This is a genomic window from Mucilaginibacter flavus (genome assembly GCF_030409315.1).
Classification (GTDB): domain Bacteria; phylum Bacteroidota; class Bacteroidia; order Sphingobacteriales; family Sphingobacteriaceae; genus Mucilaginibacter; species Mucilaginibacter flavus.
Genome location: NZ_JAUFPS010000024.1, coordinates 76,611 through 102,250, shown reverse-complemented (window position 1 = coordinate 102,250; position 25,640 = coordinate 76,611). Strand labels below are relative to the sequence as shown.

At 44.6% G+C, this 25,640-nt stretch carries 17 protein-coding genes and 2 riboswitches; all 17 genes read left to right on the top strand.

What is annotated here, in order from left to right; all coding sequences use genetic code 11:
• The first annotated feature begins 30 nt into the window (after positions 1-30).
• The 17 genes from QWZ17_RS08545 (at position 31) to QWZ17_RS08465 (ending at position 25,637) form a co-directional block, all read left to right on the top strand.
• Entirely contained in the window at positions 31-1,185 is a 1,155-nt protein-coding gene (locus QWZ17_RS08545) for a FecR family protein (protein ID WP_290304728.1), read from the top strand.
• Between the two features lie 210 nt (positions 1,186-1,395).
• Entirely contained in the window at positions 1,396-4,704 is a 3,309-nt protein-coding gene (locus tag QWZ17_RS08540) for a TonB-dependent receptor (protein WP_290304726.1), read from the top strand.
• A gap of 25 nt (positions 4,705-4,729) precedes the next feature.
• A complete protein-coding gene (locus QWZ17_RS08535) occupies positions 4,730-6,523 on the top strand; it encodes a RagB/SusD family nutrient uptake outer membrane protein (protein ID WP_290304725.1) in 1,794 nt (597 codons plus the stop codon).
• Between the two features lie 30 nt (positions 6,524-6,553).
• Positions 6,554-7,531 carry a BT_3987 domain-containing protein gene (locus QWZ17_RS08530; protein WP_290304724.1) on the top strand — a complete coding sequence of 326 codons (978 nt, stop codon included), beginning with the start codon at positions 6,554-6,556 and terminating at the stop codon, positions 7,529-7,531.
• A 253-nt stretch (positions 7,532-7,784) separates the two neighbouring features.
• Positions 7,785-9,392 (top strand): glycoside hydrolase family 76 protein, encoded by a 1,608-nt coding sequence (locus QWZ17_RS08525; protein WP_290304723.1) that lies wholly within the window; start codon positions 7,785-7,787, stop codon positions 9,390-9,392.
• Between the two features lie 264 nt (positions 9,393-9,656).
• Positions 9,657-9,750, top strand: a riboswitch (TPP riboswitch).
• 72 nt (positions 9,751-9,822) lie between these two features.
• Positions 9,823-10,026 carry a sulfur carrier protein ThiS gene (gene thiS / locus QWZ17_RS08520; protein ID WP_290304721.1) on the top strand — a complete coding sequence of 68 codons (204 nt, stop codon included), beginning with the start codon at positions 9,823-9,825 and terminating at the stop codon, positions 10,024-10,026.
• Between the two features lie 17 nt (positions 10,027-10,043).
• A complete protein-coding gene (gene thiC / locus QWZ17_RS08515) occupies positions 10,044-11,927 on the top strand; it encodes a phosphomethylpyrimidine synthase ThiC (RefSeq protein ID WP_290304719.1) in 1,884 nt (627 codons plus the stop codon).
• Position 11,928: 1 nt separating this feature from the next.
• On the top strand, positions 11,929-12,528 hold the full coding sequence (locus QWZ17_RS08510; protein ID WP_290304717.1) for a thiamine phosphate synthase: 600 nt from the start codon (positions 11,929-11,931) through the stop codon (positions 12,526-12,528).
• Positions 12,529-12,533: 5 nt separating this feature from the next.
• Positions 12,534-13,178, top strand: coding sequence for a thiamine phosphate synthase (locus QWZ17_RS08505; protein ID WP_290304716.1), 645 nt, complete (start codon positions 12,534-12,536; stop codon positions 13,176-13,178).
• A 109-nt stretch (positions 13,179-13,287) separates the two neighbouring features.
• Positions 13,288-14,055, top strand: a complete 768-nt coding sequence (locus tag QWZ17_RS08500; RefSeq protein WP_290304715.1) for a thiazole synthase — start codon at positions 13,288-13,290, stop codon at positions 14,053-14,055.
• Positions 14,048-15,160: a 2-iminoacetate synthase ThiH gene (gene thiH, locus QWZ17_RS08495; protein WP_290304712.1), complete on the top strand. Its 1,113-nt coding sequence runs from the start codon at positions 14,048-14,050 to the stop codon at positions 15,158-15,160. The genes QWZ17_RS08500 and thiH overlap by 8 nt, the downstream gene beginning before the upstream one ends.
• Before the next feature lie 10 nt (positions 15,161-15,170).
• A complete protein-coding gene (gene moeB, locus QWZ17_RS08490; protein WP_290304711.1) occupies positions 15,171-16,223 on the top strand; it encodes a molybdopterin-synthase adenylyltransferase MoeB in 1,053 nt (350 codons plus the stop codon).
• Complete coding sequence (gene thiD / locus QWZ17_RS08485) at positions 16,220-17,056, top strand: bifunctional hydroxymethylpyrimidine kinase/phosphomethylpyrimidine kinase (RefSeq protein WP_290304710.1); 837 nt, start codon at positions 16,220-16,222, stop codon at positions 17,054-17,056. The genes moeB and thiD overlap by 4 nt, the downstream gene beginning before the upstream one ends.
• A gap of 483 nt (positions 17,057-17,539) precedes the next feature.
• Complete coding sequence (locus QWZ17_RS08480; RefSeq protein WP_290304709.1) at positions 17,540-19,441, top strand: arylsulfatase; 1,902 nt, start codon at positions 17,540-17,542, stop codon at positions 19,439-19,441.
• A gap of 113 nt (positions 19,442-19,554) precedes the next feature.
• Complete coding sequence (locus tag QWZ17_RS08475) at positions 19,555-20,742, top strand: formylglycine-generating enzyme family protein (RefSeq protein WP_290304708.1); 1,188 nt, start codon at positions 19,555-19,557, stop codon at positions 20,740-20,742.
• Between the two features lie 537 nt (positions 20,743-21,279).
• Positions 21,280-21,393, top strand: a riboswitch (SAM riboswitch).
• Positions 21,394-21,515: 122 nt separating this feature from the next.
• Entirely contained in the window at positions 21,516-22,079 is a 564-nt protein-coding gene (locus tag QWZ17_RS08470; protein ID WP_290304707.1) for a TlpA family protein disulfide reductase, read from the top strand.
• A 375-nt stretch (positions 22,080-22,454) separates the two neighbouring features.
• A complete protein-coding gene (locus QWZ17_RS08465) occupies positions 22,455-25,637 on the top strand; it encodes a SusC/RagA family TonB-linked outer membrane protein (RefSeq protein WP_290304706.1) in 3,183 nt (1,060 codons plus the stop codon).
• The last annotated feature ends 3 nt before the right edge of the window (positions 25,638-25,640 follow it).

Here is a 25,640-nt window from a genome sequence, read left to right as displayed (position 1 = left end):
ACCGGGTACTATAGTAGTATAAACCGACAAATGTCAAAACAGGATTTTATTACGCTTTATGAAAAGTACCTTTCGGGCCAATGTACCGATGAGGAAAAGGTGCTTTTGGATCACTATTACGAGGAAATTAAATTACTGGATAATGAGTGGGATCCATTTCTGGGCAGCGAAGAGGAAACCAGGCGTTTGATTATGGGTAAATTTCTGCATGATTCTGATTATCAATATGTATTTACCCCGGTTAAACGTTTGCGCTATCTGCGTTTTGCATGCGCTGCATCGGTTACACTGGTGTTAATGTCGGGTGTTTTTTCGTGGTTTTATGCCGGCAAAAACCAAAACAAGAAGCAAGTAGCAAGCCATATTGTTCCCGGCAAAAACATGGCTTACCTTACCCTGGCTAATGGCAAATCAATTGTTTTACACAATGCAATCAATGGGCAAATTGGCAATAATAGCGGTGTTATTATCAAAAAAATAAATGATAGTATACTAACTTATTCTTCAAATAATAATATTAAAAATAGTAAAAAAATACAGGCGGCTGCCGATAGTAATTCATTAACAATACCGCGGGGCGGTATATTCCAAACGGTGCTGTCTGATGGTACCAAAGTGTGGCTTAATTCGGCATCGTCATTAAAATACCCTGTTGCTTTTGCCGGTAAGGAGCGGCGGGTGGTACTTGTTGGCGAGGCTTATTTTGAGGTGGCCAAAAATAAGAATATGCCCTTCAAGGTATGCGTTAACGGTATGGATGTGCAGGTATTAGGTACCCACTTTAACGTAATGGCTTATCCCGATGAAAAAGAAGTAAAAACAACCCTGCTCGAAGGTTCGGTTAAGCTGCATTCGCAGGCATGTAATTCTTTACTTAAGCCCGGGCAGCAGGGCGTGCTTTGTTGCCGCAACGCGGCTTTTGCTGTAAATGAAGTAAACACTGCTGATGTGGTAGCCTGGAAGGATGGCTTTTTTGTGTTTGACAATGAAAGCATCCAAAACACCATGATGAAAATAGGGCGGTGGTATAATGTAGATGTAGTTTTTCAAAACAAGCTTACTCAAAGCAATTTTGGCGGTACAATTTCCAGGTATAAAAATATAGATGTGGTATTAAAGGCCCTGGAGGCAACCGGATCTGTTCACTTTAAAGTTACAGGAAGGAGGGTGGTGGTGATGGATTAACCTTTACGCGCAACTTTAACGGTACCCTTAATACGAAAGAAACCAGGAGCAGGTGGAAGTGCCCCCGGTTACATACCTTTCGGTGTTGAGGGTCAATAACTGATTATTTCTTACAACCAATTAATTACTAACCTTAACCAAATGTATAAATTTTCTATTGCATTCCCATGCAAAGGGGATTCCCGTGTCCTATCAAAATTTTTGCTGATAATGAAACTCACGTTTGTTTTATTAATGGCGGCTTTGCTTCATGTAAGTGCTGCTACTTATTCGCAAAACATCAGTTTAAAGGTGAAAGATGTTTCGCTTTTAGATGTGTTTAAACAATTGCACCGCCAAAGCGGTGTTGAATTTGTTTACGATAATAAAATGCTTAAAGAGGCAAAGCCGGTAAGCATCAACGCCGTAAATCAGCCTTTAAACAGGGTGCTTGATCAGTGTTTTTCAGATCAGCCGCTTAATTACGAGATCATTCAAAACATGATTGTGATTAAAAGAAAAACGCCTCAACCAGTCACTTCAAGTACTGCCGATGTAATCCCCTTTACCGTAACTGGCAAGGTGGTTGATGAAAAGGGCTTGCCTGTAGGCGGTGTAACGGTTAAACTAAAGGATGGTAATATCAGTACATCTACCCGAGCCGATGGTACATACACCATTAAGCTTACCGATGGTAATGGTACGCTGGTTTTTACCTTTGTGGGTTACGCTACCCAGGAGGTCCCTGTAAACAACACCAAAACGGTTAACGTAACCCTTAAGGAGGTTGCTACCGGCTTAACCGATGTAGTGGTTGTGGCTTACGGGCAGCAGAAAAAGGTGAGTGTAATTGGCGCTATCAGCACCGTTAAGGCCGAAGACTTGAAGATGCCGGTTGCCAACATCACCGATGTATTGGCGGGCCGTGTAGCGGGTATTATAGGCGTACAGCGTAGCGGCCAGCCCGGTTATGATAATGCCGAAATTTACATCAGGGGTATTTCTACGTTTACCAACAGCAGCCCCCTGGTATTGGTGGATGGGGTTGAGCGCGATTTTGCCAATGTTGACCCTGAAGATATAGCCAGTTTCAGTATTCTTAAGGATGCCTCGGCAACGGCGGTTTACGGTGTGCGTGGCGCTAACGGCGTTATCCTTATTCAAACCAAAAAGGGCAGGGTAGGTAAGCCATTAATCAACGGGCAGTATGACCAGGGTATTACCCAGTTTACCAAAATTCCGCAGTTTGCCAACGGGGTAACTTATATGCAGATGGCTAATGAGGCCAACAGGAATAGTAACCCAACAGATCCGCTGCCTAAATACTCGCAGGATAGGATCGATAAAACCGCCAGCCACAGCGACCCCGATCTGTACCCGGATGTTGACTGGTTTAAAGTACTCTTCAATAAAACAGGACAAAACCGTCGCGCCCGTGTAAATGCCAACGGAGGTTCAGAAAATGCCCAATATTATTTATCATTAGGATATTATGATGAAACCGGCTTATATAAAACAGATCAGCTGGCTAACTACAACTCCTCTATCAAATTTAATCGCTATAATTTTACATCAAACCTAACCCTTAAAGTAACCAAAAGTACCAAGGTTGATTTTGGCGCATCGGGCTGGATAAGCAACGGTAATTATCCGGGTAACTCGGTTGATGCCATCTGGAGCTCGGCGTACCTGTTGCCGCCAATCATCATTCCACCGGTTTATTCAAACGGCTTGCATTCACAGATCCGTACCGGCGATGTGCTTAACCCCTATAACCTGTTAACCCAAAGTGGTTATGTTACCGAATTTAAAAGCCAGTTGTGGAGCAATATCCGGGTAACGCAGGATTTAGGGTCGATTCTTAAAGGCCTCTCTGCAACGGCCATGTTCTCTTTTGATAACTACAACGCGCATACCATCAGTCGCACCAAAACAGTCGATGGTTACCTGGCTACCGGCCGCGATGCCAATGGCAAATTGCTGTTAGATCAAACATCCATCGGCACCAGCTTTTTGGGTTATGGACGTACCAATGGCGGCACACGCCAGTTTTATGACGAGGCCGCTATTAACTACAGCAATACAGTTGGTAAACATAGCTTTACAGGGCTGGTGCTTTTTAACCAGTCGGACAAAGAGGATGCCTTTGCAGGCGATTTTATCAGCTCTATCCCATACCGTTACATGGGTTTAGCAGGGCGTGTTACTTACGCTTACGATAACAAGTACCTGGCCGAGGCTAACTTTGGTTACAATGGTTCTGAAACTTTCGCGCCAGATCATCGCTTTGGTTTCTTCCCATCTTTTGGCGCCGGCTGGGTGATATCCGAAGAAAAGTTTTTTAAACCACTTGCCGATGTATTCCAATTATTTAAGCTGCGCTACTCTTACGGTGTGGTGGGTAACAGTAATATTGGTGGCCGCAGGTTTGCCTACATATCTACCGTTGGCGGTGGTAATGGCAACTACTCGTACGGTCAAAATGGTACCAACCAAACCATTAACGGACTGGATATTGGCGATTATGCTGTAAGCGTAACCTGGGAAAAAGCCAAAAAGCAAAACCTTGGTGTAGAGGTTAAAATGCTGGATGATGTTGTATCCCTTACCGCCGATGTTTTCCAGGAGTACCGTACAGGCATTTTCCGCCAACGGGGAGATGTACCTACTTACACGGGCTTGCTATCGTTACCTTACGCCAACCTTGGTGAAATTCATAACCGCGGTATTGATGCCTCGCTTGAGGTAACCAAGCGTGTAGGCCGGGATTGGCAGTTGGGCATAAGAGGTAACTTTACCTACAACAAAGCCATCAATATTAATGATGCCAACGCGCCATGGCCATATCCCTGGCAGCAGCGCATAGGCCGGCCGGTTGGGCAGCGTTTTGGATATACCGCCTTAGGTTTATTTAAAGATGATGCCGATGTAGCCAACTCGCCATACCAAACCGGTACCAACAAAGCCGGTGATATCAAATACAAAGATTTAAACGGCGATGGCAAGATAGATAGCTACGATGAGGGCCCTATCGGGCACGGCAGTATCCCTGCTATTGTTTATGGTTTTGGCCCAACAATTAACTACAAAGGTTTTGCGCTTGGCGCGTGGTTTAAAGGGATAAGCGATGTAGATATTTCCCTTAACGGCGATGGTTTGCAGCCCTTTAGCCAGGGTGGCGAGCGTGGTAACCTTTTGGCCCAGATAACCGACCGATGGACACCTATCAATCCCAACCCGCACCCGCTTTATCCGAGGCTTACCTATGGTAATGATAACATGAACTATGTAAACAGCACATGGTGGGTAAAAAACGGGGCATTTATGCGCATGCAAACCCTACAGTTAAGCTATGATTTTGCTGGCGCAACGTGGTTGAAAAAAACAGGGATGTCAAACCTAAGCATCTATTTTATTGGCTATAACCTGTGGACAGTGAGTGGATTTAAGCTTTGGGATGTGGAGCTTGGCGATGGCCGTGGCGCGCAATACCCTTTGCTTAAAACGTACAACCTGGGCTTAAAATGCACCTTTAAATAGTGGTTATCATCAAATATAAACAGATATGAAAAATACAATCATAAAATATAGCATGGCATTGCTCATTTTAATATTGCCATGTACCAGCTGCAAAAAATACCTTGATCAGGTACCTAATGACAGGGTTACCATTGAGCAGGTTTTTCAGAAAAAAGGCCCTTCAGAACAATACCTGGCCAATGTATACAGCTACGTTGACGATGAATCTGAACAATGGACCCAAAATCCATGGCTTGGCAATGCCGATGAGGTTGATGTTACCTGGTCAAAATACACCATATATGACCTTAACATTGGTAACATCAGCGCGGGTAACGCCATTTTTGATAAATGGAATCATTATTACGATGGTATCCGCTCGGCTACCTATTTTATTAACCACATTGGTGGTAATGCCGAAATCCTGGCACTCAACGGCCAGCAACTGATAGATCAATACACAGCCGAAGCCAGGTTTTTACGTGCCTACTATTACTTTTTATTGATGCGCCAATACGGGCCGGTTGTGATAGTTGGTGATAAAGAAATTCCTGCCGATGCGACGGCTACCCAAATGCAGATTCCCCGCAGCTCGTTTGATGATTGCGTAAACTACGTAAGCGGCGAATTGGATAAGGCCGCGGCGGTATTACCGCAAGTGCCGTCAAACAACGGGCAGGCAAGTGATATACAATATGGCAGGGCCACGGTTGGGATGGCTTTGGCTGTTAAATCGCGCTTGTTGTTATATGCGGCAAGCCCGTTATATAACGGCAATACCGATTTTTCGGGCTTTAAAAACCAGGATGGTAAGCCTATGATCAATCAAAATTATGATGCTGCCAAATGGAAAAAAGCAGCAGACGCCGCCAAGGCGGTGATTGATTTGAATTTGTATACTTTGTATAAAGATCCCAGCGGCGATCCTGTCAAGTCATTGCAAGGCATATTTTTTATCCCCTGGAATGCCGAGCAGATATTTGTACGTAAGGATAATAATTTGCCGGGTTTTGACGTAAACTCCATGCCAAGGCAAGCCGGCGGCTGGAATGGTATTGCCCCAACGCAGGAGCAGGTTGATGCTTATTTTATGACCGATGGTTTGCCCATACATGAATCATCCCTATACTCAGAAACCGGATTTACCAACGTGAATGGCGTACAGGTGTACAACATGTACATGAACCGCGAACCACGTTTTTACGCTTCAGTTACCTATAACAATGCTATTTTTCAGGGCGGTAAAATGCAAAGCCCGGCGGCTATATCATTTTTTGTGAGCGGACCGAATGGTAAAAACGGGCACCCTACAGATTGGTCAAAAACCGGCTATCTGGTGCGCAAAAACGTGGGCACGCAAAGCAATAACGGCTCGGGCGGTAACGGCGCTACACAGGCACGCCCCGAGGTACTGTTCAGGCTTGGTGAAATTTATTTGAACTATGCCGAGGCCTTGAACGAGTACGCGCCCGGTAATCCCGATATCTTAAAATATGTAAACCTTATACGTGATAGGGCGGGCATTCCGCAATACGGAGCCGGCAACAAATCATTACCGGTACCGGTAAGCCAATCAGATGTGCGCACGCGCATTTGGCAGGAACGCCGCGTTGAGCTGGCCTTTGAAGAGCAGCGATGGTTTGACATTCGCCGGTGGAAAATTGCACCCCAGGTTATGGGCGCTTTACACGGAATGGATATCAATAAAGACGGTAACGATTTTTACAACAGGGTGGTAGCGACTAACCACCTGTTTCGTTCGCCGGCCTCTTATTGGTTCCCTATCAGTCAGTATGATATTGACAGATCAAAGCTGGTTGTTCAAAATCCCGGATGGTAATAATCATTTATAAACTTTAAAACCGACGTTATGTTAACCTCAAATATTTCAAAATATATATTGTTTTTTGGCCTTGCCGCAAGCAGTTTGTTGTATGGCTGTAAGGATAAGGTTGATTTACCAAACCAGCCGGTAGATAGTTACAGCAAAGTATACATGCCCGAAGCTGTAAACAACCCGGTAGTAAAAACCTTTAAAATAACCGATAGCGTACAAACCGCTACTTATGGTGCCGATTTTGGCGGCCAGGATTATCCCACCACGGATATACCCATTACCTTCACCGTAAACAGCGCTATGGTTGATAGTTTTAACGTGGTAAATAAAACCAACTACCCGCTTTTACCGGCAGCCAGTTACACGCTTTCAAATACATCGGGTACTATACTGAAAGGGCAGTTAAGTACCAGCCCTTTCAGTATCTCGTTTAAAACCAAGGGAGATGGCGCTATGGATGCTTTAAAAACTTACCTGTTACCCATTAGCATTGCTACCAGTGCCGCTAAAGTTAATCCTGTTTTACGTACCACCTTTTACCAGGTAAAGGCGCAGCCCGATTTTAATGATTATCCTAATTATGACAGAACCAAATGGGCGGTTATCGGCTTCTCCTCGCAGGAAGCAAGCGGCGAAGGACCAAATAACGGGCGTGCTATTTTTGCTTTGGATGGCAACATCAATACGTTTTGGCATTCCAACTGGTCGGGCGCGGCACCTGGCCCGCCGCATTTCATCATTATTGATATGGGCGCGGTTGCCACCTTGCATGGCTTATCATTTGTGGGCAGGCAGGGCGATGGTGCCGGCAAACCCAACGAAGTGAATGTTAAGGTAAGCCTTGATAACATTACCTGGGTTGATGCAGGTACGTTTAACCTGCTAAACAACAAAGACCTGCAAAAGCAATTTTTGCCGGGGGGCTTTAAAGACGCCCGTTACTTTAAAGTTACCATTAATTCGGCCTACAACGCATCATATATGCAGGTGGCCGAGCTTAATGCTTTTTAAAATATCCTATAGGTGGGGCTAACCAACCACCTATAGTTTTTCCATTACTACTTCGGCTTTTAAAGTATTCATCTGCTATCGTTTCAAACACCGAAATTGATGGTGAGGGATGCCTTTGAGCAAAAAGTAGCTTTTATACCCTACACTATCTGAAAAATAATTTTTTGTCCCCGTGCTATCCCTGTTGCCAAACCAGGATAGCTCGGGGCTTAAAAAGCGAAACCACTTTAAAACAATCTATAAAAACAACATTATGAAGAAAAATCACTTAAAAAACAGCTATTGGCTGCGGGGGCTGCTCCCGTTGGCGGCAGGTGTTGCACTCATGTGTCCGGCCTGTAAAAAAACAGCGACACCTAAAACAGATGATGGGCAAACAACCAATGGCTCAAAGCTGGCGGTGCACACCAGTTCGGCCAACGCGGGTAATGCCGATGCCGCTTTTAACGCGTACAACAACGCTTTCCTCGTAAACTCGGGCGGGCAAACTTATTACAAAAAATCAATCAGCGATGGTACTGCCGATGGTACCTGGGTGGCATCGCTTGATATTTTGGTGGCCGAAGATGCTTATGAACGTACCGGCAGCGCAACGCATAAAACATTGGTTAATAACCTTTGCAACACCTGGCTGCAAAACACGCCACCACCATGGACCTGGGATGGCTGGAACGATGATATCGGTTGGTTTTCCCTGGCGCTTATTCGCGGTTATCAAATGACGGGTACGGCTAATTTCCTTACCCAGGCCAAATACGGCTTTGATATGGCCTACGCCCGTGGCTGGGATACGCAGTACAATGGCGGCGGCATTTGGGAGCAACAACCCGATATGACACCTGCCGGGCAGCCTATCAACAAACAGGCATTATCAAACAATAGCCTGGGCAAGGTGGCTTGTCTTATTTATCAAAGTACGCACGATCAAAGCTATTTAACCAAAGCCACCCAGATATATGATTGGGTTTGGAACCATATTTATAATTCAAGCACCGGCCAGGTTTATGCCGGTATTGATCGAAGTAATACGGTAGATCAAGGTTCGGCGGTTTACAACCAGGGTACGTTTGTTGATTTTGCCAACCTATTGTACCAGATAACCGGCAACGTAAACTATTATAACGACGCCAAAAGATCTATAGATTATGTAAAGAATAACATGACTACCAATGGCATTATCACCAACAATGCCGGTTACCTTAATACCTGGGGCGATGAGTTTGCCCGTGGCCTTGGCCATTTTGTGCGGGATAATCATATGTGGAGTACCTACTACCCATGGATGGCGCAAAATGCCACCGCGATATGGAACAACCGCCGTACCGATTATAACATTACCTGGAACGGCTGGGATCAGGCAACGCCTACCGATAATACTTTAACCACAAGCAAGTTTGCAAGCGCGGTAGCCTGGCTGCAATATACACCCGGCTCGCAGCCAGATAATTTGGCGGGTACGCATGTTATTGTAAACAGCCAGAATGGTATAGCCGTTGACAACGGTAGCCTTAGCGGTAATGGTACCGGCGTTGTAATATGGGGATTGAATAATGGCCTGAGCCAGAAATGGAATTTTACTCAAAACGAGGATAATTCATGGAACATTGTTAGCCAGTACAGCTGGCTTTGCCTTGATGTGCCGGGTGGTGCGGCAACTAATGGCCTGCAATTAATCCAGTACACTCCAAGCCGTAATACCAACCAGCGCTGGTGGGTTGATAAACAATCTGACGGTACTTACAAAATCTGGAATCAAAGTACAAGCGGTGCCCTGGATAATTCAAGCTCAAATGTAAACGGCTATAAGCTGGTACAATGGGGCTGGAACGGCGGCAGCGCCCAACGCTGGCTAATTCAATAAGATTGCTAAAATATAGTGTGAACAGGCCCGCCATTTGCGGGCCTCGTTTGTTTTAAGCGGTTTTTTCAGGTTAAATTTTAGATGAGTTGAGGTCAATGACTGTTAACCATATTAATGGTTCTATGAGGTTTTTAATTGCTTGATAGATAGTTGATTGCTTCGTTTTTTTTACACCAGACACTGTTCCTGTAAGTCGGCTTTACCGGCCAATATTTAATTATTAAACAATAATTTGTTTCTTGTTAAATCTTTTATATAAGTTTGTTGCAACTTTAGGGGTGTCCTTCAATGGACTGAGATAATACCCTTTGAACCTGATGCAGTTAGTACTGCCGAAGGGAAAAGTGACAACAACTTTGACTGATATTCGGGTTGTTTTTTCTTTCCTCCATACGGGGCCATTCCTAAAAGTTATTTTTTTAGATTCAGAATGGAAATAACCGTAAATCAACAAACTTACCACGTTACCGATGCTTGCAGTGTGCAGCATTTACTCACGGATGTGTTAAAAACCTCCGTTAAGGGCATTGCTGTGGCTGTAAACCAAGCCATTGTTTCTAAAGCCAACTGGGAAGCGCAAACGCTCGGTCCCGGCGATCATGTAATTATCATTAAAGCTACTCAAGGCGGCTAATCATCAAATCGAAACCAATGAAACAAGAAAAAATTCCGACAGACCAGGTGTTAACTACTACGCCTTTTCCGGCTTCAAAAAAGATTTTTGTACAAGGACAACTGCATGATATTCAGGTAGCCATGCGTGAAATTAGTTTAAGCGATACCAAACTTCATGGCAGGTTTGGCGAAACTGAACCTAATGCCCCGGTAACCGTGTATGATACCAGCGGCCCCTATACCGATGTGAATGCCACCATCGATGTGAAAAAAGGCTTACCCGGTTTGCGCAAAAAATGGATCATGGATAGGGGAGATGTGGAACAGCTGGATCATATTTCATCGCAATACGGGCAGCAGCGGTTAAATGATAGCAGCTTAGATGGCCTGCGTTTTAACCATACCACAAAACCTTTCCGCGCTAAAGCCGGGATGAATGTATCGCAAATGCATTATGCCAAAAAAGGGATCATTACGCCCGAGATGGAATATATCGCCATTCGCGAAAACCAGCGTATTGATCTTTTAAAAGAGCAGCTTAACGGGCAGTACGAGGTAATGAACCATCAGCACCAGGGGCATAGCTTTGGTGCCAATACGCCCAAGGGTTACATTACGCCCGATTTTGTGAGGCAGGAGGTCGCCGCCGGCCGGGCGGTAATTCCATCCAATATCAATCACCCCGAAATAGAACCCATGATTATAGGGCGTAATTTTTTGGTGAAAATCAACGCCAACATCGGCAACTCTGCGGTAACATCCAGCATCGAGGAAGAAGTGGAGAAAGCCGTATGGGCCTGCCGCTGGGGAGCAGATACCATAATGGACCTATCTACCGGCAAAAACATTCATGAAACCCGCGAGTGGATTATCCGTAACTCGCCGGTGCCCATTGGTACGGTACCTATTTACCAGGCTTTAGAAAAAGTAAACGGGAAGGCTGAAGATTTAACCTGGGAACTATTCCGCGATACATTGATTGAACAGGCTGAGCAGGGGGTAGATTATTTTACCATCCATGCCGGGGTGTTGTTGCGTTATGTGCCCTTAACGGCAAAGCGTATAACCGGCATTGTATCCCGTGGAGGCTCTATTATGGCTAAGTGGTGCTTGGCGCATCATAAAGAGAATTTTTTGTACACGCATTTTGAAGAGATCTGCGAAATTATGAAGGCATACGATGTGTCGTTTTCGTTAGGCGATGGTTTACGTCCCGGTTGCATTGCCGATGCCAACGATGCCGCCCAATTTGGCGAACTGGAAACTTTAGGCGAACTGACTAAAATTGCCTGGAAACACGATGTGCAAACCATTATTGAAGGTCCCGGTCACGTACCTATGCACCTGATTAAGGAGAACATGGAAAAGCAATTGCAGCATTGTTCTGAAGCTCCGTTTTATACATTAGGTCCGCTGACTACGGATATAGCGCCTGGGTACGATCACATCACTTCGGCAATAGGCGCGGCCATGATTGGCTGGTTTGGTACGGCTATGCTTTGTTATGTTACCCCAAAAGAACACCTGGGCTTGCCTAACAAAAAAGATGTAAAAGATGGAGTGATCACCTATAAGATTGCAGCCCACGCAGCCGATTTGGCTAAAGGCCATCCCGGCGCGCAATACCGGGATAATGCGCTTAGCAAGGCCCGTTTTGAGTTTAGGTGGGAAGATCAGTTCAATTTATCGCTCGATCCGGATACAGCTAAAGAGTTTCATGATGAAACCCTGCCTGCCGAAGGTGCCAAGATCGCGCACTTTTGTTCGATGTGTGGTCCTAACTTTTGCTCCATGAAAATTACGCAGGATGTGCGCGAATACGCCAAAGAAAACGGTGTAGGCGAAGAGGATGCCTTGGCAAAGGGCATGGAACAAAAATCGAAGGAGTTTGCCGAAAAGGGAAGCGAGATCTATTTATAAAATGGAGCTGGTAGTTATATCCGCCCCCGGGGAAATTGCAGATGAAGCAGCTATCATTAACCGGCTTTTTGAGGCTGGTATGCAACGCTTTCATCTGCGTAAGCCGGGTTGGGATGCCACGCAGTTAAGTGATTTATTAATACAGATTGACCAATTGTTTCATGGGCAAATTGCTTTGCACCAGCATCATCACCTGGCCGGATATTTTGATATAAAAGGATTGCATTACAAAGAACATGAGCGAATTAACACATCGTCAGAAAAATTGGGCATGCAAATGAAACAGGGGTATGTATTAAGCACATCGGCGCATGATTTAGAGGTATTGCCGTCATTAAGGGCTTTTAATTACAGTTTTTTCGGTCCGGTATTCAATAGTATCTCCAAGGCAGGTTACAGTGGGATAGTTCCTGAGCAATTTTATTTAGATAAAACAGAAATAAACCAGCAGGTGATTGCTCTGGGAGGAATAAACGAAACTAACCTGAATAAAGTAAAGGCAATGAATTTTGATGGTACCGCTGTACTGGGGGCCGTTTGGGATAACCCGTCCGAGGCGGTAATCAACTTCAAAAAATTAAAAAAACTGACAACCAATTAAACCAGATGATTGACAGATTACATTATATATCACAACAACCGGCAAATGGTACCCATATCACCGCTATAAAAGCGGCGCTTAATGCCGGCGCTAAATGGATACAATTAAGAGTTAAAGCGCAACCTGAAGCAGATATTCTTGAATACGCCTTAACTGCCACCGAATTATGCAATGAATATGGGGCTAAACTAATTGTGAATGATCACCCCGAAATTGCTCTCAAAGCCGGGGCATATGGCCTTCACCTGGGTTTGGATGATATGCCGGTGAATCAGGCCAGGGCCATTGTGGGTAATGCGATGATTATAGGTGGCACAGCTAACACGTTTGAGCATATTAAACAAAGGGTTGCCGAAGGTGTAGATTACATAGGTCTGGGGCCATACCGGTTCACCAAAACCAAACAAAAACTCAGCCCCATATTGGGCCTGGAGGGCTATGCCGAAATTATGAAAAAAGTGAAGCTGGCCGGCATCCAAACGCCCATTATTGCAATAGGTGGTATAGAGCAACAGGATATAAACCGAATCATGGCAGCCGGTTTATATGGCGTAGCTGTTTCTGGTGCCATTACGCATGCCGCCGATGCTTCATTGATGGTAAAACAGATGTATCAGCAACTGAATGCCAGTTATTTGTTGGTGGTTTAATTGAGTGTAATAATAATCCCCAAATTACAGACTAACCATATTGATAAACAAAGCATTGGCTTTAAGCTTTAAGCCTTTTGCTTTTAGCTCAAATTTAAATCAATACAAAATGTTAAAAATAGCAGATAAAATATTCAACTCGCGCTTGTTTACGGGCACTGGTAAGTTTAGCTCTTCGGTTTTAATGGAAGAAGCTTTACTGGCTTCGGGCTCGGAGTTGGTTACGGTAGCATTGAAACGGGTGGATGTTAAAAGAAATGATCAGGATGATCTGTTGATGAGGCTAAAATATCCGCATATCAATTTGTTGCCCAATACATCGGGCGTACGTAATGCCAGGGAAGCGGTTTTTGCTGCTCAGCTGGCACGTGAGGCTCTGGAGACCAACTGGATAAAACTGGAAATACACCCCGATCCTAAGTACCTGATGCCCGATCCGATAGAAACCTTAAAGGCTACTGAAGAACTATCTAAACTGGGTTTTATTGTACTTCCCTATATTCATGCCGATCCGGTTTTGTGCAAACGGCTGGAAGATGTCGGAACGGCTGCCGTAATGCCCTTAGGGTCGCCCATTGGTAGTAACAAAGGCTTAAAAACCATCGATTTTTTGGAGATCATCATTAGCCAGAGCAATGTGCCGGTTATCGTTGACGCCGGTATTGGTTCACCATCAGACGCGGCCTGGGCCATGGAAATTGGTGCCGATGCGGTGTTGGTGAATACGGCGATAGCGATATCAGCCAATCCTATACAAATGGCCGCGGCATTTAAATTAGCTGTTGAAGCCGGGCGCATGGCTTTTGAGGCAAAATTAGCATCGGCAGTTTCGCATGCGGTTGCAAGCAGTCCACTAACCTCGTTTTTAGATGAATAGCTTTAACGATATTTTTGAAACCTACAATTGGGACGATACCAAGGCCTCCATATACGCTAAAACAAGCGATGATGTGGAGCGGGCTTTAGCGGCAACCAAAAGAACTTTAGAAGATTTTAAGGCCCTGGTATCGCCGGCGGCGGCACCTTACCTGGAGCAAATGGCGCAGATAAGTCAGCAGCTAACTTTAAAACGCTTTGGCAAGGTGTTGCAAATGTATGTGCCGCTCTATTTATCAAACGAGTGCAGTAATATTTGTACGTATTGCGGTTTTAGCTACGATAATAAAGTGAAGCGTAAAACGCTTTCGCCGATGGAGCTTATGCAGGAGGTAGCGGCCATAAAAGCGATGGGCTATGAACATGTATTGCTGGTTACGGGCGAGGATAATGTAAACGTACATGTCGATTACTTTAAAAAAGTACTGGAACTTATCCGCCCGCATTTCGCGCATATCTCTATGGAAATACAACCCATGGATCTGGAAGATTATGAGCAATTGACACCCTATGGTTTAAATACGGTATTGGTTTACCAGGAAACCTATCACCAGGAAGATTATAAAAAGCATCACCCAAAAGGCAAAAAATCAAACTTTAAATACCGGGTAGAAACGCCCGACCGCCTGGGAAAAGCCGGAATCCATAAAATGGGCCTCGGTGTATTGATTGGCCTGGAAGATTGGCGCACCGATTGTTTTTTTACCGCCCTGCATCTCAGTTACCTCGAAAAAAAATACTGGCAAAGCAAATACAGCCTCTCTTTCCCCAGGTTACGCCCTTTTAGTGGGGGCCTTGAGCCCAAAGTAGAAATGAGCGACCGTGAACTGGTGCAACTAATTTGCGCCTACCGCATATTTAACGAGGAGGTAGAGCTATCAATCTCTACGCGCGAATCGCCAGCCTTCCGCGATAATATTATTAAGCTGGGTATTACATCCATCAGCGCTGGTTCTAAAACTAATCCCGGCGGTTATGTGGTTGCGCCGGAATCGTTGGAGCAGTTTGAAATATCCGACGAACGTAGTCCGGCCGAAATAGCTAAAGTAATAACCGCCCAGGGTTATGAGGCTGTATGGAAAGATTGGGATAAATGTTTGGCCTAAACAATATGTTATGTTGGAGCGAGAGGAATTAAAGCGGTACAGCCGCCAGGTAATTTTACCCGAGCTGGGGATGGAAGGGCAGCAAAAATTAAAGGCAGCCAAAGTGTTGATGATAGGTGCCGGCGGCCTGGGCTGTCCGGTATTACAATATTTGGCTGCGGCAGGCGTGGGCACCATTGGCATAGTCGACGATGATGTGGTTGATATAAGTAACCTGCACCGGCAAATTCTATACTCAACTGCCGACATAGGAAAGCCCAAAGCTAAAACTGCTAAACAAAAGCTGGGTTTGCTAAATCCATTTATCAACATTGTTGCTTACCAGCAAAGGATTACAAATGACAATGCTGCTCAACTTTTTAAACAATATGATCTTGTAATTGATGGCTCAGATAATTTCCCTACCCGATACCTGGTGAACGATACCTGCGTGGCTTTGCTTAAGCCGCTTGTTTTTGGCTCCATTTTTAAGTTTGAGGGACAGGTATCCGTTTTCAACTATCAAAACGGACCCAATTACAGAGACGTTTTCCCCGAGCCACCACCGGAAGATGAGGTTCCTAATTGTTCGGAGATTGGGGTAATTGGCGTATTGCCAGGCATCATAGGAACCTATATGGCCAATGAAGCCATTAAGGTTGTTTGTGGGATAGGAGAAACGCTATCGGGCAGGTTATTGACCATTGACGCGCTTAATAACAGCACGACGGTTTTTAAGATTACGGCACAACAGCCAACCAAATCCCAATTGCCTGTACAGGAGGAAAGGCCTGTTGGAATTGTAAACGACGAGATTCCCATAGCTGTTTTAAATACCTGGCTAACTGAAACTCCCGACAGTGTTTACCTTGTTGATGTACGGGAAGATTATGAATTTGAGGATCACAATATTGGCGGGATAAACATATCGCTATACAACCTTCATGACTATATATCAACCTTTCCTACAAATAAAAAGCTGGTATTTGTATGCCAAACCGGTAAGCGAAGTAAAATGGCGGTTAACATAGTAAAGCCTCATTTTAAAGGAGAGGTTTTTAACTTAAAAGAAGGGATTTTGTGAGCACTCCATATAAATATACCGCCCTGCTTACCATTGCAGGATCAGATAGCGGCGGCGGCGCGGGCATACAAGCCGACTTGAAAACATTTAGCGCCCTTGGCTGCTACGGAACTTCAGCAATTACGGCTATTACTGTGCAAAATACATTGGGCGTAACAGGTATTCACAGCATACCGGCAACTATTGTTCAACAGCAAATTAAGGTTGTTATGGATGATATTAAACCAATGGCAATCAAAATCGGCATGGTCCACTCTGCCGAGTTAGCGCTCGCCATAGCTACAGTAGTGAAAGATTACCCACAGGTGCCGGTCATTTTTGATCCGGTAATGGTATCAACCAGCGGCCACCGTTTAATTGAAAAAGATACAATAGTCACCCTTCAAAAAGAATTGTTTCCAATATCGAGGCTGATTACGCCCAATTTAAATGAGGCCGAAATACTGGCGGCAATGAAGATCGATACCCTTGCCGACATGCAAGAAGCCGCCCGCCACATGATAAAAGCCGGATGCAACGCCGTTTTGGTTAAAGGAGGCCATTTACAAGGGCCGGATTTGTTTGATTTGTACCTTGATAAAAACGGAGCTAAAAAAATATTCCAATCAGCTGCTGTTAGCACTCAAAATACACACGGTACGGGTTGTACACTATCATCTGCCATTGCCGCTTTTGTTGGTTTAAATCATGACATCTGCACCGCCATTGAGAAAGCTAAAGCTTATGTGCACCAGGCTATTGTTGCCGGGCACGATGTTAAAACCGGTGAAGGGGAGGGGCCGCTAAATCACTTCTTTGATCCTCAAAAACTAATTAAACATAAGGTAGCGTAAAATAATAAAGTGATGATGTTGCCCCGCTTTTCAAACCATTATCGGCGAAGGCTTTAAGTAAGGAGGCGCACGTTTATTAAATTAATAATATAATTTCTATAGATTTAGTAGTTTATAAAAATAATTTTATATTTGTGCTATAAAATTAATGCAATGAACGCTTTTTTAAATCCTACCCCGGGGTTAAATAAATCTTCTCTTGACAATGCCCAGCAGTTTAATAGCTGTTGTTGCTGTTGTTAACAATCTCGCAATTTGCCTAATGTAATAGCACCGGCTAAAGAAGCCCGCTTATAACATTTGCCTATCGTATCCTTTACTCATTTTTAGCAAAAGTCAATGACATGCGCTGTTAACAGCAGCGCTGAGGGGGATTTTATGGCTGTGCGGATTGAATATAAGTGCATCCTCAGGTCCCCCAATTTCTATAAATAAAGAATAATTTATCTGCTCCCTTGCTCAAATAATAATTACACTCAACAAATGGAAACAACTAAAACTAATTACCCCAAGGCGGCTGCTTTGTTATCGGCGGCCTTATTGGCCTTAACATCGGTAACGGCCCTCGCCCAGAATGAGCAGCCGGCGGCTTACCAGGGTACAGTGGGCAAAACACTTGCCGAATCAAAAGAATGGTGGCCCGCACCCGTCAAAGCGCCCAAGGGCGCGCCAAACGTAATATGGATATTGCTTGATGATGTAGGTTTTGGAGCAACCAGCGCGTTTGGCGGCGTTATCAATACACCTACCTATGATAGCCTGGCCAACAATGGTTTGCGTTACACCAATTTTCATACAGCGGCTATTTGCGCGCCTACCAGGGCCTCGCTGCTTACAGGCCGTAATCATCATTATGTACATATGGGGGGCTTCGCGCATACCATACTTTCGGCCGGTTTCCCCGGTTATGATGGTCGTATCCCTTCTGATAAAGGCACCATTGCCGAAATTCTTCGTGAAAACGGGTACAACACCTTCGCGGTGGGTAAATATGGTTTAACGCCAGATGAGGACGCTACCGATGCCGGTCCGTTTGATCGTTGGCCAAGCGGTAAAGGTTTTGACCACTTTTTCGGTTTCCTGGGTTCGCAAACAGACCAATACAAACCCGACCTGGTTGAAGATAACGCCCATGTTACGCCGGATGGCCGCCACCTGAGCGAGCAGATCACCGATAAGGCTATCAGCTACCTTACCCGCCAGCAAAAAGTTGCCCCTAACAAACCTTTCTTTTTGTATTATGCGCCGGGAGCTACTCACGCGCCGCACCAGGTAGCAAAAGAGTGGAGCGACCTGTACAAAGGCAAGTTTGACGAAGGATGGGATGTTTTCAGGGAGAAAGTATTTGCCGAACAAAAACGCAAAGGCATTATCCCTAAAGACGCGGTATTGCCGCCACGCAACGCCGGTATCAGAGCCTGGAATACCTTATCGGCCGATGAAAAGAAACTGTATGCCCGTTTTATGGAGGTATATGCCGGTTACCTTACCTATACCGATCATGAAACAGAACGCCTGATAAGCTACCTGAAACAAAGCAATCAACTGGATAATACCCTGATATTTGTAGTAATTGGCGATAATGGTGCCAGTAAAGAAGGATCGCAGAATGGCGATATCGACCGCTCGATATTGGCCAACACGCAATCAGAAAGCGAAACCATTAAATATAACCTGAGCAAAATTGACGAGATAGGCACACCAGAAGGTACCGAAGCCAACTATCCTTTAGGCTGGGCGCAGGCCGCGAATACGCCGTTTAAATACTGGAAACAGGATGCCAATTCAGAAGGTGGTACCCGTAACCCGCTCATTGTATTTTATCCAAAGGGAATTAAAGATAAAGGCGGCATCCGCACTCAATACAGCCACGTGAGCGATTTGTTGCCTACCACCATTGAGTATCTGGGGATTAAAGCGCCCGAATATATAAGAGGAGTAAAGCAGGATACCCTGCAAGGCACCTCGCTGGTGTACTCGTTTGATAATGCAACGGCACCAAGCAGGCATAATTTGCAGTATTACTACATATTCGGTTCCCGCTCAATTTATAAAAACGGCTGGAAAGCAGAGGCTTTGCACAACACCGCTTTTTTCAATACATCGCGCAATATTGCCGATACAGCCAGGGACTATAATAAAGACAAATGGGAACTGTATAATTTAGATAAGGACTTTAATGAGCGTATTGACCTTGCCGCTAAATACCCCGAAAAATTGAAAGAGCTACAGGCCGTATTTGACGATCAGGCTAAAAAGAATAATATCTATCCCTTTATTGATTGGGACGATGTTTTCAAACAGCGCATCCACAAAAAATCAAGTGTTGCCAAATCAAACCAGCAATCAATGATTGATACAACACCGACGGGCAGTCAAAAATAAACTAAAGGAATAATAGCGTTACCAGGTGGTATTTTAATCGTTAAACTTATACACGATATAAAATCGAACTAAATCAGTTAAATTAAAAATTAATAAAGTATTTTGAACCGGTGATGAAGGAATTATCAATCAATATCAATAAAAAGCTATTTGGGGTGGGTTATGGGGTTTTAATTATAAGCCTCGGCCTGCAATTTTCGGCATGCAAGCCTAAGCCGGCAGCCGCGAGTAGTATAGTTAAAGTAAAACCTTCATTGTCGGCAAAAAAGGCCGTTTGCTGCGAATCAAATATCCCCGCGCGTTTCCCTTCATTAGCGCGTAAGCCGGTAGCAGTGTTGGGAAGTAATGCTGCGCCAACTACAGCGCATGCAGGCATGGTTTTTATTCAACCGGGAACTTTTTTAATGGGGGGCGATAATAAGCAGGCAAGCCCTGACGAATACCCTAAACATAAGGTAACCGTAAATGGCTTTTGGATTGATGTTACCGAAGTAACCAATGCACAGTTTGCCCGCTTTGTAAAGGCTACCAACTATATAACCACCGCCGAGAAAAAGCCTGATTGGAACGAACTGAAAAAGCAAGTGCCGCCGGGCACACCAAAGCCTGATGATAGTATGCTGGTACCGGCATCCCTGGTATTCAGCGCGCCTAAACATGCCGTTGATTTGAATGATTACAGCCAGTGGTGGACCTGGAAAAACGGGGCCGATTGGAAGCACCCGCAAGGTGCAGGCAGCAGCATTAAGGGAAAAGAAAAATATCCCGTGGTGCATATTTCCTGGTACGATGCCGTGGCTTACTGCAAATGGGCAGGCAAACGTTTACCAACCGAGGCCGAGTGGGAGTGGGCGGCCCGTGGCGGATTGCAAAACAACATTTACCCCTGGGGTAACGAGCCTGTTGATGCCGGAAAAGCTAAAGCCAATACCTGGCAAGGCCATTTTCCGGATAATAATACCGTAAAAGATAAATTCTACGGCCTGGCACCGGTTTCCAGCTTTGCTGCCAATGGCTATGGCTTATATGATATGGCCGGCAACGTGTGGGAGTGGTGTGCCGATTATTACAACAATAATTATTACTCAACAATTAGCCGGCCCGAAGGCGTCAAAAATCCAACCGGCCCGGCTAAAAGTTTTGATCCCGATGAGCCTTATGCCATTAAAAGGGTAATAAGAGGGGGCTCTTTTCTTTGTAATGATAGCTACTGCTCGGGCTACCGCGTAGCCCGCCGTATGAAAAGTACCGAAGACAGCGGTATGGAGCACCTTGGCTTTAGGTGTGTAGCGGATAGATAGGTGGTTGATAATACAAAAGTTGTCATTCTGAACAGAGTGACATGTTGTGTTTTTAGGGTGCGGAGGGCCTGTCACCCTGAGCTTGTCGAAGGGCGCGCGTAGAGGCCTTTGCCCGCTATCCTTCGACAGGCTACCCATGACAAGTTGTAAAAAACAAAGAGGGTCGTCAGTCTGAGCCTGTCGAAGACTCGCGCGCAGAGGCCTTCGCCCGCGTGCTTCGACAGGCTCAGCATGACCCCATTTTTTGATGTTGTCATTTCACTTTCAGAGTCCCTGGATTTACAAACTCAGGATGACAATCCTTTTAGTATGCCGTTTTATCTTCAGGATTTCGTGAAATTTTACAACTCAGAAAGACAGGATGCAGAAGCTGGCTTTGCATTATTTCCACTTTTACAGTAACCAACTTTTTACTAATAAATCAAGGGGATAGTGTAGTATTATCCCAATTCACTTAAATGACAAATAAATTATATAATGTCTATGTATTTAGTAGATTTTATTATATATTTGCATCATCAAATAGTTCTTTAATTTTAATTATCAAGAAAGACTGAGGGAAAGGCCCTATGATGTCTTAGCAACCTGTAAACTCTTCTGGTTATAAAGGTGCTAATTCCTGTTTGCCGGTAACGGTAAAAAAGATAATGTTCGCAAAATTATTGCACAGCTTACGGCTGGTCGTTATGTCTTCTCCTTAGTTAATCTTCCTTCTTAATTAAAATTCATGAACATTTATTGGCCGTTAAAATGCGGTGCTAAAATTTATTGTTATGAATATTAAACATTTACTTATTGCCTGCTCATTATTAATAACCGCAACGGTTGCTTTGGCACAAACAACGCCATCGGCTACAGCCAACGACGATCGTGGTTACATTGTAAAAGTTGGCGATCAGGCCCCGTCAAACTTTGAGCTTAAACTTGCCGATGGTACCACTACTTCATTAAAAGCCCTGCGCGGCAAGGTAGTTATTTTACAATTTACGGCAAGCTGGTGTAGCGTATGCCGCCAGGAAATGCCCCATCTTGAAAAAGATGTTTGGCAAGCCTATAAAGACAAAGGCCTGGTACTAATTGGCGTAGACCGTGATGAGCCGCTTGAAAAAGTGAAGGGTTTTCACCAGGAAATGAAGATCAGCTACCCTTTGGCACTTGATCCCGGAGCCGATATTTTCGGCCTGTTTGCCAACAAAAAAAGTGGTGTAACCCGTAACGTGGTTATCAATAAGGATGGTAAAATAGTTTACCTCACCCGTTTATATGACACCCAGGAATTTGCATCTATGTTAAAGGCTGTTGATGCTTTGGTTAACAATAAAACCGCGTCGTTATAATTAAAATAACATTGGGCAGCTGCGCTTTTACAGGCAGAGGCTGCTACACAATACCAGCTTTACGTTCTATATTTAAATTGTTATGAAAACAACAAGTACACTTTTACACAACATTTCCCCTGCCAAACAAACTACATTGCCTGTTTATGCTTTTATGCAAAGCATGCGGTGTTGCTGTTAATCCCAACAGCCATAGTTAATTAGGTAAGGTTGCCTGCTGCAGCTTGCTGCCTGCCGTTTAACTATCAATTCCCAATCAATTTTCTTTACCGGTGCTTTAAAAATGCTATAGCTGGGCTTGCCATGCCCAAAGGTTATTGGCTATGCTTTGCCGCACGGGTATTGTTATTAAAAACTAATCAACATTAAATTATTATGTTTAAAAATTACAAACTGTTATTGGCATTCCTGCTGCCATTTTTTGTTACCCTAACGGTTGCGGCGCAATCTGTTAAAATAAGCGGGGTGGTAACCGCCAAAGCCGATGGCTTGCCGCTGCCTGGTGTAAGCGTATCTGTAAAAGGTACCACCAGGGGCATCCAAACCAATACAGAAGGCCGCTTTACTATTGACGCTAATATTAACGAGGTATTGAAGGTAACCTACCTTGGCTTTGTAAGCCAGGAAGTAACCGTAAACGCCAATTCAACCAATTTGCAAATTGTATTGGTAGATGCCGCCAACTCCCTTAATGAGGTAGTGATCACTGCCCTCAATATTTCAAAAGATAAAAAATCATTAGGCTACTCTGTTCAGGGTTTAAAATCAAAGGAGATATCAGAAGCCAAGGAAACTAACCTGGTAAACGCGCTTGCCGGTAAAATTGCCGGTGTGCAGGTTACCAATAGCCAGGGCGATATGGGCTCATCACGTATTATCATTCGTGGCGAAACATCTATTGCAGGCAACAATCAACCTTTATTTGTGGTTGATGGAACTATAGTTGATAACTCACAGTTTTTAGGCACCAACGGTTCAAGGGATTTTGCTAACGCGATAGCCGATCTGAACTCCGAAGATATTGAATCGGTAAGTGTACTTAAAGGCCCCAACGCGGCGGCGCTTTACGGTTACCGTGCGGCTGCCGGTGTTATCCTCATCAAAACCAAAACAGGCAAAGGCACTAAAGGCCTTGGTATCAATGTAAACTCAAATACCAGTTTTTCAAATGTACAGGTGTTGCCAAAATACCAAAACCAATACGGCCAGGGATCAAATGGCAAGTTTAGCTATGTTGATGGCAAGGGCGGCGGCGTTAACGATGGTGTTGACGAAAGCTGGGGCCCGGCATTAGATGGTTCGCTTATTCCGCAGTTTAATTCAAACGGTGTGGCTGTACCATTTGTGGCCCATCCGGATAACGTTAAGGATTTTTTTAAAACAGGTGTTACTTTAAATAATGGTGTGGCTTTAGCCGGCAGCACCGATAAAGCCGATTATCGCTTATCATACAATAACCTGCATCAAACGGGCATCATCCCAAATACATCACAAGGCCGTAATTCGTTTTTGCTGAACTCTACTTTTAAGCTTAGTCCTAAATTAACGGTTACTACCATTGCCAATTACATTAAAGACGATGCCGATAACCTGCCGGGCGCGGGTGGTAAACGGGCCACCAGTACCATGTTGCAATTCACCTGGTTTGGCAGGCAGGTTGATGTGAGCCAGTTAAAAAACTACAAGGATGCCAATGGCAACACTTTTAACTGGAACAATAGCTACTACAGCAACCCATACTGGTTGGCTTATGAAAACACCGTAGGGCAGCACAAAAACAGGATTATTGGTAGTGTTGAGTTAAACTACAAGATAATCGAAGGCCTGTCGGCTAATTTCCGTACCGGTACCGATTATTATAACGACCGCCGTAAAATTAAAGTAGCCTATGGCACCAACGGTACGCCTTTTGGTTCATATGAGGAAGATGCTTACACCGTAAACGAAACCAATACCGAAGGTCGTTTGCAATACACCAAAAAACTAAATAATGATTTCTCATTAGATGTTTTGGGTGGTGGCAACATCAGCACCATTTTAAATGAGCAAAACGACCAGGTAGCACCAAAATTGGCAGTTGCAGGTTTGTACACCTTAAGTAACTCCCGCGATCCATTAGTGTCGTCAAATTACTATGGTAAGCTTAAAACCTATAGCTACTTCGCATCGGCACAGGTTGGTTTTCGTAATTACGCGTTTATTAACTTAACCGGGCGTAATGATTGGTCGTCAACATTGCCTGCTGCTAACCTTTCTTACTTCTACCCATCAGTAAACGGTAGTTTGGTGCTATCAGAAGCGTTGGATATTAAAAGTGATGTGTTAACTTATGCCAAACTAAGAGGTGGCTGGTCAAAAGTGGGTAAGGCTACAACGCCATACCAGTTAATTAATGCTTACACCTTTACCGCGCCATTTGGTGCCAGCCCGCAACAAAGCTCGCCAAGTATTGATTTAAACAGCAAACTTAAACCAGAAACTACCACATCTGCCGAAGCTGGTTTTGAGTTAGGATTTTTCCAGGATAGGGTACACCTGGATGTGAGCGCTTACAATACCAATAGCGTAAACCAGATATTAACAGTTGATGTAAGCCCGGCAACCGGCTACAGCCAAAAAGTGATTAACGGCGGCCGTATCAATAATAAAGGTGTTGAGGTACAATTAGGTATTACACCAATAAAATCAAAAGATTTTACCTGGGATGTTACCACCAACTACTCATTAAACCGCAGCAAAGTAGCCAAACTTGATGACGAAGGCAGGCTTCAAAGCATCGTGTTGGGTAGTGATCGTACGGTGCAGGTTTTGGCCGCTCTTGGTCAGCCTTATGGTACATTATACGGTAACGCTTATCAGCGTAACGCGTCGGGCCAAATTGTGGTTGCGGCTAATGGCACACCGGTTATCAATCCAACCAAACAATACCTGGGCAAATTTACACCTAACTGGTTGGGTAGCATCAATAATAGCTTTAGCTACAAAGGTATTAACCTTAGCTTTTTGGTTGATGCCCGTTTTGGTGGTTCAATTTATTCTAATACCAATCGTACGGGCACTTATACGGGTGTATTGGCGTCAACCCTGCCGGGCCGTGGCGCGGCTAATGGCGGCTTAAGCTATTACTACCCTGGTAACAATACCTCGGGTACAGCGGTACAGGTAAGCGGCAGCGCGCCGGCGGGTGTTACCGTTTATAACGACGGGGTGATATTTAAGGGTGTAAAGGCCGATGGTACAGCTAATACCACTATACTGCCCGCGCAATCATACTACAAAGGCTTTACCAATGTTGATGAGGCATTTGTTTATGATGCATCATATATTAAACTACGCGAGGTTAAGTTGGGATACACTTTCCCATCGGGATTGGTTAAACGTATTGGTTTCCAGGGGGCAACCGTATCATTGGTTGGTCGTAACCTGTGGATCATCCATAAAAACGCGCCAAACATCGATCCTGAAACGGCCTTTAACTCGGGCAATGGTCAAGGTTTAGAAGACCTTACCCTGCCAACTGTACGTAACATTGGCTTTAACATCAACCTTAAATTTTAATGA

Excerpts from the sequence above, each read along its gene's own strand:
- QWZ17_RS08530 (WP_290304724.1), top strand. The coding sequence starts at position 6,554 with ATGTTAACCTCAAATATTTCAAAATATATATTGTTTTTTGGCCTTGCC.
- QWZ17_RS08470 (WP_290304707.1), top strand. The coding sequence starts at position 21,516 with ATGAATATTAAACATTTACTTATTGCCTGCTCATTATTAATAACCGCA.
- QWZ17_RS08480 (WP_290304709.1), top strand. The coding sequence starts at position 17,540 with ATGGAAACAACTAAAACTAATTACCCCAAGGCGGCTGCTTTGTTATCG.
- moeB (WP_290304711.1), top strand. The coding sequence starts at position 15,171 with ATGTTGGAGCGAGAGGAATTAAAGCGGTACAGCCGCCAGGTAATTTTA.
- QWZ17_RS08545 (WP_290304728.1), top strand. The coding sequence starts at position 31 with ATGTCAAAACAGGATTTTATTACGCTTTATGAAAAGTACCTTTCGGGC.
- QWZ17_RS08510 (WP_290304717.1), top strand. The coding sequence starts at position 11,929 with ATGGAGCTGGTAGTTATATCCGCCCCCGGGGAAATTGCAGATGAAGCA.
- QWZ17_RS08540 (WP_290304726.1), top strand. The coding sequence starts at position 1,396 with ATGAAACTCACGTTTGTTTTATTAATGGCGGCTTTGCTTCATGTAAGT.
- QWZ17_RS08525 (WP_290304723.1), top strand. The coding sequence starts at position 7,785 with ATGAAGAAAAATCACTTAAAAAACAGCTATTGGCTGCGGGGGCTGCTC.
- thiS (WP_290304721.1), top strand. The coding sequence starts at position 9,823 with ATGGAAATAACCGTAAATCAACAAACTTACCACGTTACCGATGCTTGC.
- QWZ17_RS08535 (WP_290304725.1), top strand. The coding sequence starts at position 4,730 with ATGAAAAATACAATCATAAAATATAGCATGGCATTGCTCATTTTAATA.
- thiC (WP_290304719.1), top strand. The coding sequence starts at position 10,044 with ATGAAACAAGAAAAAATTCCGACAGACCAGGTGTTAACTACTACGCCT.
- QWZ17_RS08475 (WP_290304708.1), top strand. The coding sequence starts at position 19,555 with ATGAAGGAATTATCAATCAATATCAATAAAAAGCTATTTGGGGTGGGT.
- QWZ17_RS08505 (WP_290304716.1), top strand. The coding sequence starts at position 12,534 with ATGATTGACAGATTACATTATATATCACAACAACCGGCAAATGGTACC.
- thiH (WP_290304712.1), top strand. The coding sequence starts at position 14,048 with ATGAATAGCTTTAACGATATTTTTGAAACCTACAATTGGGACGATACC.
- QWZ17_RS08465 (WP_290304706.1), top strand. The coding sequence starts at position 22,455 with ATGTTTAAAAATTACAAACTGTTATTGGCATTCCTGCTGCCATTTTTT.
- QWZ17_RS08500 (WP_290304715.1), top strand. The coding sequence starts at position 13,288 with ATGTTAAAAATAGCAGATAAAATATTCAACTCGCGCTTGTTTACGGGC.